At 66.2% G+C, this 12,658-nt stretch carries 15 protein-coding genes and 2 pseudogenes; 7 read left to right on the top strand and 10 right to left on the bottom strand.

Annotation, left to right across the window (positions count from 1 at the left end; translation table 11 throughout):
• Positions 1 to 3: 3 nt before the first annotated feature.
• Positions 4 to 711: an SDR family oxidoreductase gene (locus PQI66_RS00085; protein WP_339995059.1), complete on the bottom strand. Its 708-nt coding sequence runs from the start codon at positions 709 to 711 to the stop codon at positions 4 to 6.
• Between the two features lie 100 nt (positions 712 to 811).
• On the opposite strand from PQI66_RS00085, the gene PQI66_RS00080 reads away from it, so the two are divergent.
• Positions 812 to 1,072 carry a hypothetical protein gene (locus tag PQI66_RS00080; protein ID WP_339995057.1) on the top strand — a complete coding sequence of 87 codons (261 nt, stop codon included), beginning with the start codon at positions 812 to 814 and terminating at the stop codon, positions 1,070 to 1,072.
• Positions 1,073 to 1,082: 10 nt separating this feature from the next.
• Here the strand turns inward: PQI66_RS00080 and PQI66_RS00075 are convergent, their stop codons facing one another.
• The 3 genes from PQI66_RS00075 to PQI66_RS00065 form a co-directional block, all read right to left on the bottom strand.
• Positions 1,083 to 1,544, bottom strand: a complete 462-nt coding sequence (locus PQI66_RS00075; RefSeq protein ID WP_339995055.1) for a DUF4442 domain-containing protein — start codon at positions 1,542 to 1,544, stop codon at positions 1,083 to 1,085.
• A gap of 94 nt (positions 1,545 to 1,638) precedes the next feature.
• Positions 1,639 to 2,376: an ABC transporter permease gene (locus PQI66_RS00070; RefSeq protein WP_339995054.1), complete on the bottom strand. Its 738-nt coding sequence runs from the start codon at positions 2,374 to 2,376 to the stop codon at positions 1,639 to 1,641.
• Between the two features lie 9 nt (positions 2,377 to 2,385).
• Positions 2,386 to 3,369 carry an ABC transporter ATP-binding protein gene (locus PQI66_RS00065; RefSeq protein ID WP_339995053.1) on the bottom strand — a complete coding sequence of 328 codons (984 nt, stop codon included), beginning with the start codon at positions 3,367 to 3,369 and terminating at the stop codon, positions 2,386 to 2,388.
• Between the two features lie 183 nt (positions 3,370 to 3,552).
• Here PQI66_RS00065 and PQI66_RS00060 point away from each other — a divergent pair, with 183 nt between their 5' ends.
• Entirely contained in the window at positions 3,553 to 4,863 is a 1,311-nt protein-coding gene (locus PQI66_RS00060; protein WP_339995051.1) for an MFS transporter, read from the top strand.
• Positions 4,864 to 4,878: 15 nt separating this feature from the next.
• Here PQI66_RS00060 and acuI read toward each other — a convergent pair whose 3' ends face one another.
• Positions 4,879 to 5,859, bottom strand: coding sequence for an acrylyl-CoA reductase (NADPH) (gene acuI / locus PQI66_RS00055; RefSeq protein ID WP_339995050.1), 981 nt, complete (start codon positions 5,857 to 5,859; stop codon positions 4,879 to 4,881).
• Positions 5,849 to 6,682: pseudogene (locus PQI66_RS00050) on the bottom strand (helix-turn-helix transcriptional regulator); the annotation flags it as partial. The pseudogene PQI66_RS00050 and the gene acuI, both read right to left, overlap by 11 nt.
• Before the next feature lie 145 nt (positions 6,683 to 6,827).
• Here PQI66_RS00050 and PQI66_RS00045 point away from each other — a divergent pair.
• Genes PQI66_RS00045 through PQI66_RS00035 form a run of 3 tightly spaced genes read left to right on the top strand, consistent with a single transcriptional unit; the run spans position 6,828 to position 10,323 of the window.
• Positions 6,828 to 7,853: a zinc-dependent alcohol dehydrogenase family protein gene (locus tag PQI66_RS00045; RefSeq protein WP_339995048.1), complete on the top strand. Its 1,026-nt coding sequence runs from the start codon at positions 6,828 to 6,830 to the stop codon at positions 7,851 to 7,853.
• Complete coding sequence (locus PQI66_RS00040; RefSeq protein WP_339995047.1) at positions 7,850 to 9,058, top strand: MFS transporter; 1,209 nt, start codon at positions 7,850 to 7,852, stop codon at positions 9,056 to 9,058. Before PQI66_RS00045 ends, PQI66_RS00040 begins: the two co-directional genes overlap by 4 nt.
• A gap of 53 nt (positions 9,059 to 9,111) precedes the next feature.
• Complete coding sequence (locus tag PQI66_RS00035) at positions 9,112 to 10,323, top strand: MarP family serine protease (RefSeq protein ID WP_339995044.1); 1,212 nt, start codon at positions 9,112 to 9,114, stop codon at positions 10,321 to 10,323.
• A gap of 4 nt (positions 10,324 to 10,327) precedes the next feature.
• On the opposite strand, the gene PQI66_RS00030 is transcribed toward PQI66_RS00035, so the two are convergent.
• From PQI66_RS00030 to PQI66_RS00015, 4 genes are read right to left on the bottom strand one after another with little or no spacing between them, the layout of a single operon-like run.
• Positions 10,328 to 10,702 carry an amino acid permease gene (locus PQI66_RS00030; protein ID WP_339995042.1) on the bottom strand — a complete coding sequence of 125 codons (375 nt, stop codon included), beginning with the start codon at positions 10,700 to 10,702 and terminating at the stop codon, positions 10,328 to 10,330.
• Positions 10,699 to 11,076, bottom strand: a complete 378-nt coding sequence (locus PQI66_RS00025; protein WP_339995040.1) for a hypothetical protein — start codon at positions 11,074 to 11,076, stop codon at positions 10,699 to 10,701. Before PQI66_RS00025 ends, PQI66_RS00030 begins: the two co-directional genes overlap by 4 nt.
• Positions 11,077 to 11,113: 37 nt before the next feature.
• A complete protein-coding gene (locus PQI66_RS00020; RefSeq protein WP_339995039.1) occupies positions 11,114 to 11,515 on the bottom strand; it encodes a hypothetical protein in 402 nt (133 codons plus the stop codon).
• A complete protein-coding gene (locus PQI66_RS00015) occupies positions 11,494 to 11,874 on the bottom strand; it encodes a hypothetical protein (protein WP_339995037.1) in 381 nt (126 codons plus the stop codon). Before PQI66_RS00015 ends, PQI66_RS00020 begins: the two co-directional genes overlap by 22 nt.
• A 124-nt stretch (positions 11,875 to 11,998) precedes the next feature.
• On the opposite strand from PQI66_RS00015, the gene soxR reads away from it, so the two are divergent.
• Positions 11,999 to 12,469: a redox-sensitive transcriptional activator SoxR gene (soxR, locus tag PQI66_RS00010; protein ID WP_339995036.1), complete on the top strand. Its 471-nt coding sequence runs from the start codon at positions 11,999 to 12,001 to the stop codon at positions 12,467 to 12,469.
• Positions 12,470 to 12,582: 113 nt separating this feature from the next.
• Positions 12,583 to 12,658 (top strand): annotated as a pseudogene (locus tag PQI66_RS00005) (superoxide dismutase); the annotation flags it as partial.

Below are 12,658 nucleotides of genomic sequence, written 5' to 3'. Positions count from 1 at the left end.
GGCTCAGCCCCTGACCGGGCGGACGGAGACCTCCTCGATGACCGCCTCATCGGTCGTGTCCACGGCCAGGCGCACAGCGGCGGCCACGGAGGCCGGGGACACGTAACGCGACCCGTCGTAGTCGGTGTTGCCCCGCCCCTCCTGCAACGCGACCTGCATGTCGGTGTCGACACGGCCGGGGTGCACCGAGCTGACCCTGACCCGTCCCCGCTCCTCGTCCCGCAACGCATCGGTCAACGCGCGCAACGCGAACTTCGTCCCGGAGTACGGGGCCTGGCCGACCCCGGAGCGGTAGCCGGACCCGGAGTTGATCGCGACCACGGTCCCTTTCGCAGCCCGCAACGCCGGAAGCAGCTGTCTGGTCAGTTCTGCGACGCCGAAGACGTTCACCGCGAACATCTTCTGCCACCGGTCCCACTGCATGTCCTCGATCCGCGACTCCCCGGCAAGCCCCGCGGAGTGCACCAGGACGTCCAGCCGTTCCAGTGCTTCCGGCACGTGCGCCGCCAACCCCGCGACAGCTTCCGCGATGGAGTCCGGGTCACTGAGATCAACATCCTTGCTGGACCAGGAGATCACCCTGTGGGTTCGTGCGAGATCGTCGGCGATCGCCGCACCGATTCCCCTCGACCCCCCTGTGACGAGTGCCAGCGGTGTGCGTTGCCGGTGACCTGCGGTCACGCCTGCCGTCGTATGTGTCGTAGTGTCCATGCCCCCGAGCGTAGCGACGGTTCCGTATGCTCGGAAGCACCCGGGGCTGACCTGCCCCGCAGGTACGCCATGGCGTTAGCCACTGCGAAAGGACACGACAATGTTCGGAACTGCCCTCACCACCCTGATCCTCGGAGCGATCTCGGGGGCCGGTGCCTGGTTCGCCTGGGACCAGGACCGGAAGAGCCTCTCGGTCGCCCTGACCGTGCTGACCCTGATCTTCGCCGTCATCGCAATCTCCACCGCCTTCGCCGGCGCCGTGGCTCTCGTGGTGAAGCTGCTGCCGATCCTGCTGATCATCCTGGTGGCGTGGCTGGGCTTCAAGCAGCTGCAGAACAAGTCGACGAAGCCCCGCGCCTGACGGACCGTCGTCAGTCCTGCGCGCGCTTCCGGCGGAAGTAGACCCGGCTGCGCACACTGGCAATCACGTCGCCGGCCTCGTCGACGATGTCCGTCTCGAACCAGTGCAGGTACTTCGACCCGTCCGCGGTCTGTTCCCGGATCATCTCGAAGGTCTCGTCGTCGGTGCGCATGTCGGCGACGAGACGCCCCCTCCCCGGCTTCCGGTAGATGACGTGGGACTCCGCGTCCCACACGTGGTAGGCCGCTCCGAGACGGGTCAGCCCCATGAACAGGTAGAAGCCGTCGGTCATGGTCTGGATCGTGCCGCCGAACGCGGTGCCCACGAGGTTGGCGTTGATGCGCCGGGGCCGGTGGGAGGTGATCACCCGGGACCCGTCACCGGCGATGTAGTTGATCCGTATACCCGAGCCGAGGTATGGCGGGAAGACCCCGAGCATGGTCTTCAGTTGGCGGGGGCTGGGTCGCAGCATCGCTCCTCCGTGGAGTGGTCGGTACAGATCGGGTTGTCGTCGATCGTAGACCGCAGCCACCCCCACCGTCCCCGTTTTTGATAACCCGGAGAAACTAACGGACGTCAGCCCGGGCGTTCCGCCACAGCCCGACCGCCGCGAGCACCATGAACCACCCCAGGATGATCAGGTAGCAGACGGCGGAGCTGAGTCCGAGACCGAGCGGATCCGCGCCGTTCATCAACTGGTCCTGGCGTTGGACCGGGGCGATCGCCGCGAGTGGGCGGAATGCCTCGACCTGCTCGGCCGCGAACCCCAGCATGCTGTCGATCAGCAGCACCCAGGCGACCGGGACCGCGACGGCGGCGACCTGACTGCGGATGATGCAGGCGAGTCCCACCGTCATCGCGGAGAAGAGGACCGAACCGATCAGCGGCACATAGAACATGCTGAGACCGGTGCCGAGATCCATCCCCGATCCCAGGACGGCGGCCACACCCACCGACAACGCCGTGCCGATGAGGTAGAGCACCGCGATGAACACCGCCGTGGTCAGCATCTTCGCCGCCACCCACTCCCAGCGCCCCCGCTGCGTCAGGAACGCCTGTGCGTGCATGTGGTTGCGGATGTCACCGGCGGTGGTCGCTGCAGCGAAGACGACGGCGACAAGGAGGAAGATCTGGTAGCCGAAGGTGATCGTCGACCAATCGAATCCGGGACTGTCGCCGAACAGTCCCATCAGGGTGACCGGTCCGTACAGAGCTCCGGTGAGCAGGATCGCGTAGACCGCGGTCGAGCGCATACTGAACAGTTTGGTGGTTTCCGAGCGGACGGCGTTGAGCAGACTTGTCATGGTTCTTCACTACTTTCCGGTGGTACGGACGACATCGTCCGTGGATTCGGTTCGGTATTCCTGTGCGCTGGCCGTCGCGGCGAGGAAGCGGGACTCCAGGTTCTCGCTGTCCGCACGGAGCCCGGTCACGAGAACCCCGGCGGTCGACGCGGTCTCGGCGACGGCGCGGCGGACCACGGCGTCGGAGACCCCGTCCGGGACATCGACGGTCAGCTGCGCACCCTGCGACTCGGCCGCATTGTCACCGACCGCGTAGCCGGCGGTGAAACCGGCGGTACCCAACGCCGTCGACAGTGCCTTCCCGCTCCGCGCATCCACGGTCTCGACGACGACGCGGGTGCCGCCGGCGAGGAACTCCTCCATCGAGTACTCACCGATCATCCGACCCTTACCGATCACCACCAGACGGTCCGCCGTCTGCTGCATCTCCGACAACAGGTGCGACGACACCAACACCGCACGACCCTCCCCCGCCAACGCACGGATCGTCCGACGCATCCAACTCACCCCCTCCGGATCCAGACCATTGACCGGCTCATCCAGAATCAGATGCGACGGATCCCCCAACAACGCACCCGCCAAACCCAACCGCTGCTTCATCCCCAACGAGTACCCGCCAACGCGCTTGCCACCAGCCGAGGTCAACCCCACCAACTGCAGACACTTGTCCACCCGCGACTCGGAGATCCCCGCCCCCTGCGCCAACACCATCAAATGCGACCGCCCGCTCCGTCCCGGTGTGAACCAGCTGGCCTCCAGCAACGCCCCGGCGACACCCGGCTTGTCCGCCACCTGACCAAACAACTCCCCGTCAAACAACGCCTGCCCCTCCGACGGCCGGTCCAACCCCAGGACACACCGCATCGTCGTCGACTTCCCCGACCCGTTGGGTCCCAAAAACCCCGTCACCGACGCATCCGGCACCGTGAACGACAAACCCTCGACGGCCTGAAACCGCCCGTACCTCTTCGACATCTTCTCAACTGTGATCATGACCCCCAGTCTCCTCCCCGGCAACCACCCCACACATCGACCCACAGACTGATCTCCACGGGCACACGGACACCGCCCGGTCTCATACCCAGGTATGAGAACCCGATTGCGTGCGTAAGCGTAGTGTCGGCACGACGTGTCCGGCCTCGGACACCCGCACCCCGAACAGAAGGTTCCCCTACCGTGTCCAGCACCGTGCCCACCACCCGGCGCCGTCAGTCGATGTTCGTCGCCGCCTTCGGGACCATCGTGGAGTGGTACGACTTCTCGATCTTCTTCTATGTGTCGGCCAGCCTGGCGAACACCTTCTTCAACGGCGACGACGGTTCCCTGCTGCTGACCCTCGCCCTCGGCGCCGCCGGATTCATCTTCCGCCCGCTCGGCGCGATGGTGTTCGGTCACCTCGGCGACCGGATCGGACGGAAGTCCTCCCTCATCGTGTCCGCGTCACTGATGGCGGTGGCACTGCTGGGCATCGCCGTGATGCCGGGATTCGACACCATCGGGATCTGGGGTGGCGTCGGCGTCCTCGTCCTCCGGTGCCTGGCCGGTTTCGCCGTCGGCGCCGAGTACACCGGGATCATGGTCTACCTGGTGGAGTCCGCGCGTGACGGGCGCCGCGGTCTGGCCGCGAGCTGGGCCGCCGCGAACTCTGAGGTGGGTTCGCTGCTGGCGGTCGGCGGCGGGTACCTGATGGCCCGCTACCTCAGCCCGGAGGATCTCGACGCATGGGGATGGCGGGTGCTCTTCCTGGTCGGTGCCCTCCTTGCCGCGGCGATGGTGCCCATGCGTCGACTGATGGACGAGACGGAGACCTTCACCGAGGTCAAGGACACTGCGGAGAACACCGAACGGTCTCCGCTGATCACCGTTCTGCGCTCACACCCGCGCGCCGTCCTGGTCGCGTTCCTGGTCTCGTCGGTGGGGTCGGCCGCGTACTTCCTCAACATCACCAATGTCCCGACATACCTGGAGACCACCGCGTCGATCGACAGCTCCACGTCCCTGTGGCTCGGCACGGTGGCCGCCGTCGTCGCCATCGTGGTTACCCCGTTCGCCGGCGTGGCCTCCGACCGGTTCGGTCGACGTCCGGTGTTCATCCTGCTGGGGATCGTCATCCTGGCCACGACGATCCCCGCCTACATGCTGCTCAGCGGCGGGACGGGGACCGCGGCCCTGCTCGGTGGTGCACTGTTGGCCGTCCCCGCCGCCGGCTGGAGTGCGGTCGCGGCGTCGGCGGTCCCGGAACAGTTCACCGCGGTGGGACGGTTCTCGGGCATGGCGATCGGCTACAACACCGCCACCGTCCTCTTCGGCGGCCTGTCCCCCTTCGTGGCCACCTGGTTGATGACCGCGACCGGCTCGGCCTATGCGCCGGCCTGGTACGCCGTGGGCATCATCCTGCTGGCGGGCATCCCGATGCTGATCCTCTTCCGTGACCGGGCACAGGTGCCGCTCGACGAGATCAACTCAGGCGTCGTCGGAGCCGGTTGAGGTCACCCGTCGACCTCAGCGGTTGACGTCGACCACCACGCGTCCGCGGACCTTCCCGTCCAGCAGTTGCCCGGCGGTGGGTATCACCTCGTCCAGCCCGATCTCGGAGGTGATCATGTCGAGCGCCACCGGGTCGAGGTCCTCACCGAGGCGTCGCCACGTCTCCAGCCGGTCCCCGCGCGGGCACATCACACTGTCGATCCCGGCGAGCGTCACCCCACGCAGGATGAACGGGGCAACCGACGCCGGAAGGTCCATACCGGCGGCCAGTCCGCACGCCGTCACGACGCCCCGGTACTTCGTCCCTGCCAGGACGTTGGCCAGCGTATGGCTGCCCGCCACGTCGACGGCTCCGGCCCAGCGTTCCTTCTGGAGAGGCTTGCCTGCCTCCGAGAACCCGCTGCGGTCCACGATCTCGGCGGCGCCGAGATCCTCCAGGTACCGGTTCTCCTCCGGGCGTCCGGTGATCGCCACCACGGTGTACCCCAGCGCGGCGAGCAGGGCGACCGCCACGCTGCCGACACCTCCGGATGCCCCGGTCACGGCGATCTCCCCCTGGTCCGGTGTCACGCCGTGGCGTTCCAGTGCCAGGACGCAGAGCATCGCGGTGTATCCGGCGGTACCGACCGACATCGCCTGGGCCGGGGTGAAACTGTCCGGCAGCGGCACCAGCCAGTCGCCGTTCACCCGGGCTTTCTGGGCCAGGCCTCCCCAGCGCTTCTCACCGACGCCCCACCCGTTGAGGATGACCTTGTCCCCGGCGCGGTAGTCGGGGTGGTCACTGTGCTCCACTTCACCGGCCAGGTCGATGCCGGGGACCATGGGGAAACTGCGGACGATCTTGCCGCTGCCGGTGATGGCCAGGGCATCCTTGTAGTTCATCCCGGAATGGCTGACACGTACGGTCACGTCGCCGTCGGGAAGCTGTCGATCGTCCAGGTCCGTGACACTCGCACGGTAATGGTCGTCGTTCTCGATCAGGACACCTGTGAACACGGGGCGCTCCTTCTACGTCGGGTGGTTGCGGTGTACGGAACCCAGGGTAGGCGTCCATCTGCATACCCTCGTAGGCCAGTGCGTAGGCCAGCGTCATCTCCCCGACCTCAGGATGGCGGAAGGTCTTGAACCCGCTGCCGTGATGCCGCGCATCGTGCGCACCCCATCTGGTCCTGAACTCGTCACTGTGGGTACACAGTTCACCGACCAGGTCATGCAGCGACTTGTTGTGGGGGTCACGGGCCGCCTCGGTGCGCAGGATCGCCACCGTGATGTCGGCGAAGCCGTCCCAGTCCGGGTAGAAGTTCTTCGCCCGGTCGTCGAGAAAAGCGTGCCTGGCGATGTTCGGCGGCCCTGCAGGACGCCCCGGCATGTCGTACAGCTCGGTGTAGAACGCCTCGGCCAGGGCGTTGGTCGCCAACAGGTCCATCCGTCCGTTACGCACGAAAGCGGGGCCGGCGGTGACGGCGTCGAGGGCCCACTGCAGGCCGGGAGAAGGCAGCCAGGTTCTCCCGTCCCTCTTCCTCGGCGGACGTGCCACGGGGCTGGCCGCGTGGGCGAGGTCGAACAGGTGGGCGCGCTCGGCGTCGTCGAGCAGGAGAGCTCTGGCCAGGGAGTCCAGGACCTCGGGGGAGGCACCGGCCACCGCTCCCCGCTCAAGTTTCGTGTAGTACTCCACGCTGACTCCGGCCAAGGTCGCCACCTCACTCCGGCGGAGTCCGGGGACGCGGCGACTCGTCCCGGCCGGTAACCCGACGTCGGAGGGGGTGACCTTGCCCCGTCGGGTGGTGAGGAACTCCCTCACATCGTCCCTGTTGTCCATGACTTCCACGATAGAGGTGCCGGCGACGACGAGGGAGGTACCACCGGTACCCCTATCAGGAGAGTCTTCCCGGCGGAGCGCGCTGGACCGAGAATCGCAGTACACGACCCGATTACCCCAGAGTTTCCGGAAAGGTATCGAACTCATGCGTGCAGTCATCATGGACTCCCCCGGCCAGATCCGCGTCGGCGAACGCGACGACCCACAGGTCATCGACCCCACCGACGCCGTCATCCGTATCACCGCAACCTGCATCTGCGGTTCCGACCTGTGGCCCTACCGGGGCGTCGAACCCGCCGACCACCTCCACATGGGCCACGAGTACGTCGGTGTCGTCGAGGAAGTCGGCAGCGCCGTCACCACCGTGGCACCCGGCGACCACGTCGTCGGCTCCTTCGTCATCTCCTGCGGCGACTGCGCGATCTGCCGGGCCGGCTACCCGTCGAAGTGTGTCCACGCCGAATTCGTCCACGGCGGGATCGGCACCCAGGCGCAGAAGGCCCGCATCCCTTTCGCCGACGGCACACTCGTCGCCACCCCCGGCCAGCCGGACGCCGACCTCGTCCCCTCCCTGCTCGCGGCCTCCGACGTGTTGGGGACGGGCTGGTTCGCTGCCGACGCTGCGGAGGCCGGCCCCGGCAAGACGGTCGCCGTGGTCGGTGACGGCGCTGTCGGTCTGATGGGCGTCCTCGCCGCCAAGGAGATGGGCGCTGAGCGGATCATCGCGATGTCACGACACGCCGACCGCCAGGCACTCGCCCGCGAGTTCGGCGCCACCGACATCGTCGGGGAACGCGGCGACGCCGGCGTAGCGAGGATCAGGGAGCTCACCGGCGGACTCGGAGCGCACAGCGTCATCGAGGCTGTCGGTACCCAGGAGTCGTTCCTGCAGGCCGTCCACTCCGCCCGCGCCGGAGGACATATCGGTTTCGTCGGTGTCGCCCATGAGGGCGTCAGCCTGCCGATGGACGAGGTCTTCTTCGCCGAGGTCCATCTCCACGGCGGCCCCGCCCCCGTGCGGCGCTACCTTCCCGAACTCATCCAGAAGATCTGGAACCGGGAGATCAACCCGGGCACGGTCTTCGACCTCACCCTTCCACTGGACGAGGCCGCCGAGGGATACGCCGCCATGGCCGAACGACGCGCCACGAAGGTGATGCTGACGCTGTGAGTGATTCCGTCAGCACCCCGCAACCACCCACCGGAAACCGTCTGCCGTTCGTCACCTACGTACTGGCAGCAGGAGTCTTCCTCATGGGCACCACAGAATTCATCGTCGCCGGTATCCTTCCGGAGATCGCCGACGACCTCTCCGTGTCTGTCTCCGATGCCGGCCTGATGATCACCGTCTTCGCGGTCGGAATGATCGTCGGCACGCCGGCCATGGCTGCGCTCACCCTCCGACTGCCCCGGAAGGTCACGCTGACGCTGGCTCTCCTCGTCTTCGGCGTCGGTCACGTCATTGTGGCGGTCACCTCGGTGCTGCCGGTGATTCTCGCGGCCCGTTTCCTGACCGCTCTCGCGACCGGCGCTTTCTGGGCGGTCGCCGCGGTCGTCGGTGCGCAGGCCGCCGGCCCGTCCCTTGCGTCCAAGGCGTTGGGAATCGTGCTGGGCGGCGGCATGCTCGCCAATGTCGTCGGTGTCCCGTTGGGAGCATTCGCCGGCCAGACCGTCGGCTGGCGGGGCCCTTTCTGGGCCCTGGCCGGGCTGGCTGTCCTTGGCGCACTGATCGTCTTCCGACAGGTCCCCGCGGACCCCGAAGATGCCCCGACGCCGTCGCTGAGGGCCGAGTTCCGTGCCCTGCTCGACGGTCGCGTCTGGCTCGTCCTCGCCGGCTGTGCAGTGGTCTGCGGCTCCTCCCTCGCCGTCTACAGCTTCATCTCCCCGCTGTTGACGGACAACAGTGGCCTGGCCGCCTCTGCGGTGCCGTTGGTACTGGCATGCTACGGTGTCGGCGCCTTCATCGGATCGAACCTCGGTGGCAGTCTCGGTGCACGTCGCCCGTTCGCTGTCCTGTTCTTTTCCGCGACAGCGACCTTCCTGGTCCTGGCCGGGTTGCTGCTCTTCTCCCACAACGCTGCGGTGACCATTGTTCTGGTCGTGCTGCTCGGGCTGTTCGGCAGGTCGACCAACCCGGTGCTCATCGGCATGGCCGTGCGCTACGCGGACAAAGCCCCGACCCTGGCCTCGGCGATGGCGACAGCGTCGTTCAACGTCGGAACGGCCGTCGGTTCCTGGATCGCCGGCATGATGCTGGCCACCTCCCTCGGTGCCAGCGGCCCCGTCGCGGTAGGCACGATCGTCGCAGCGGTGTACTTCATTCCGCTGGCACTCCTGGTGCGTCGTGAACGTGCCGACCTCCGCCGACGCACCTGACATCTATTCTTGATACCGATGTCCATTTCCTCGACGCCTGTGACCGTTGTCCGATGATCGTCGACGTCATAGTCATAGCGATCCTGTTCCTTTCTCTCACCGCCGGGCTACGGGCCGGATTCTTCTCCTCCCTCGGTTCCGTGGTCGGGCTGGTCGGTGGTGCCCTGCTGGTCCCCTGGGCCGTGCCGGCAGTTGCCGACGTAGTGAGCGACCCCTCCTGGCGGTGGTTGGCCGGGGGTGTGACGATCGCGGTCCTGCTACTCGTCGGATCCACCGTCGGCTCATCACTCGGTTCACTGATCCGCCGTGGCGCTGACCGTCTGAAGCTCCGGATCCCGGAGCGAATCATGGGTGGGATCGTGTCGGCGGGAGCGGCGGCCGTCGCGCTGTCCCTGGTGGGCACCGGGGTTGCCTCAGCGGGCTTCCCCAGACTGTCGCCCGCCGTCTCCTCGTCCGCCACGCTCAGGGCGATCGACGAGGTTCTTCCCGACCGGTTGAGACAGGCCGGTGATGAGATCCGGGCTGCCCTGTTCGACGAAGCCCTCCTGCCGTCCGTCCCCGGTTCCCCGGCACCGACGCCTCCACCGGGCCCAGGTGCCGCGACTCCGGAGACACCGGAGACACCGGTCCCTGACGCCGATACGGAGTCTCCGTCGCTGGTGACTGCCTCCGAGTCAGTCGCCCGAATCTCCGGTATCGCCTCGGCGTGCAGAATGATGCCCACCGGCTCCGGATTCGTCGCCGCAGACAACCGGGTGGTCACCAACGCCCACGTCGTCGCCGGTGTCGACGCACCGGTGGTCACCCTGCAAGACGGTCAGGCCGCCGACGGACGTGTGGTGTACTTCAACGAGGACGACGACATCGCCGTCATCGCCGCCGACCTCGACGCCCGCCCCCTTGGCGTCGCCGATGACGTGACTCCCGGCGACGTGGGGGTTGTCCAGGGATACCCCGGTGGCGGTCCGTTCCAGTCCGTGAATGCCCGCGTGGTCACCGCTGGCCCGACGCAGTTCGGTGGAGGAGGAGCAGGAGCACCGCCGTCTGTCCGCTCCGTTCTCCGGCTGCAGACAGAGGTCGTCCCCGGCAATTCGGGCGGCCCATTCCTCACTCCGGCAGGTGAGGTCGCCGGTGTCATCTTCGCCCGCGACGAAACAGTTCCCGCCACCGGATACGCCGTCACGGTGGATGCACTGGAACGCGCGGCGGGGTCCTTCGCCACGGATGCACCGTCCGTCCCGTCCGGACAGTGCGCTGCGCAGTGAGGTTCTACATCCGGCCCTTCCTCCAGAACAGCACGGCGGCCACGGTACAGCCGACTCCGAGGAGTGGAAAGAAAAACAGGTAGATAGCCGGGTCTATCGGACCATGCATCTGCCGGAACTGCTCGTTGGACAGGAACTGGACTGACTGATCAAATTCCGGATAAGGCAACGACAGGCCCACTCTGTCGGTCTCGGATGTCACGACGTGGGCGTAGCGGGCGAGAAAGACACCGACGGTGCAGACCCATGCAAACACGGACACCGGGAGCGCCACCCAGAACCAGGGGAAGCCAATGGCTTCTTGTCCTGCACGGCGCGGCAGAACGACAGCTCCGACCAACGCGGTCAATAAAGCGGCGGCGAGAAGGGCCCATGTCATACTCGGTTCCTCCGCCATGCCCAGGTGCTCAGGCCGATACCGGCGATCGCCAACACCGGGTACCCAACACGCGCCCACCAGCCACTGAGCAGGTACAGCGCTGCAGTATCGGAGAATAAGGTCGACGTCGGGTCTTCATCAGCGTCCGCCAGCGGGACATACATCGTCCAACCAAAGTTCGCCCCACCAGACAGGACCCCGGGGAGCCACGACGCGAACGCCAGAGCGACCGCCAGCGCTGTCAGCGGAAAGACGATCCAGAACCACGGAAAACCTGATATGCCGGACTCTCCCCGGTACTCGGCGCGTCGGGGAAGAACAGCACCGGCGACAAGTAAGACAACAAGCGCAGCGAAAATCAGCAACCATGTCATTCCGGGATAGTATCTGATCCCCGAATGATGATTAGCGTTAGATCCGGCCTTTGCGCCATGCGATCACGGAGGCCACGGTGCAGGCAATGCCGGTGACCGGGAAAAACCACACATAGACCTCATAGGGCAATGGTCCGAATAGCCGCTGGAACTGTCCGTCAGGAAGGAACTCCAGGCCGGGAAACCCTCCCGCTGCGGGATAGGGCATCGACAACCCGACAGAATCATCGTACGTCGGGTAGATCTTCGTCCCCAGCCTCGCCAGAATCATGCCGAGCGTCGACATCACACCGAATACGGCCGCCGGGAACACCACCCAGAACCACGGGAAACCGTGAGACTCCCGTCGTCTGCGCCGTGGCAGGACGGCGGCCCCGGTCACCGCGACCGCCAGAACAGAAACAAGGAACGCCCAACTCATATGCGTCGTTTCCGCCATCCCCACACACTCAACGCCGCACCGAGGATGGCAAGCAGCGGGTATCCGACTCTCGCCCACGGGCTCATGATGAGATGTGAGGCAGCATCATCAGAGAGGAAACCTCCTTCATCGAACGCCCCCTCTACTGACACGTACCGTGCGGGCATCCCCCAGCCGAAGTCGAATCCGTCCGATGGGCTGCCAGGGAGCCAGGACGCGAATGCCAGAGCGACGGCCAGTGCCGTCAGCGGAAAGACGATCCAGAACCACGGAAAACCTGGTGTTCCAGGCTCTCCGCGGTACTCGGCGCGGCGCGGAATTACGGCGCCGCTGACAAGCAGGACCACAAGGGCGGCGAAGATCAGCAACCATGTCATTCGGGGATAGTATCAGGAGCTCCCGACTCCTCCTCCCAGAATGACGGCGTAGGCTCCGGTGGAGACCCAAAGTCTCAAGTCAACTTGACCTTTCCACCGAAACCGGCAGGAGTTGAAAACACCGTTGACGCCACACACCAACGGTGATGCCGCCCGTGGCATCGCCGACGAACTGTTGAGTATCGGAGAGACCAGCCGGCGGACCGGTACCGCGGTTTCCGCGCTGCGCTACTACGAGGATCTCGGGCTTATCGCCTCGGTACGAACTTCCGGCAACCACCGTCTCTACGCACGGCACATGCTGCGGCGGATCTCGCTGATCAGTGTCGCGAAGAACCTGGGTATCCCGTTGAAAAGCGTGCAGGACGCTTTCAGCACCGTCCCCCTCGATCGGGCTCCGACGCACAAGGAGTGGCAGGTCGCCTCGCGACGGTGGAAACGGGAACTTGAAGAACGCCGACGCGGTATCCAGCGTCTCGAGGATGAACTCACCAGTTGTATCGGTTGCGGCTGCCTCTCGTTGAAAGCCTGCTCACTGCTCAATCCCCAGGATGCCCTGGGTGAGACCGGTCAGGGTGCGCGCCGGCTGTCGTAACTCCGGGTCAGTTGCACGCGAGGTTCTCCTTGACCTCAAGCCTGCTTGAGGTATTAACCTCGTCCGCAGACCGTCACCGATGGTCACCACACCGACGAGAAGGAGCATCATCCATGGCTGTGTACGAGCTTCCCGACCTCCCCTACGACTACGACGCCCTCGAGCCGCACATCTCCGCCGAGATCATGC

It is taken from the genome of Corynebacterium sp. USCH3, from assembly GCF_037619475.1.
Taxonomy (GTDB): domain Bacteria; phylum Actinomycetota; class Actinomycetes; order Mycobacteriales; family Mycobacteriaceae; genus Corynebacterium.
The sequence above is the reverse complement of the archived record's forward strand: the minus strand, read 5'-3'. Positions and strand labels throughout refer to the sequence as shown.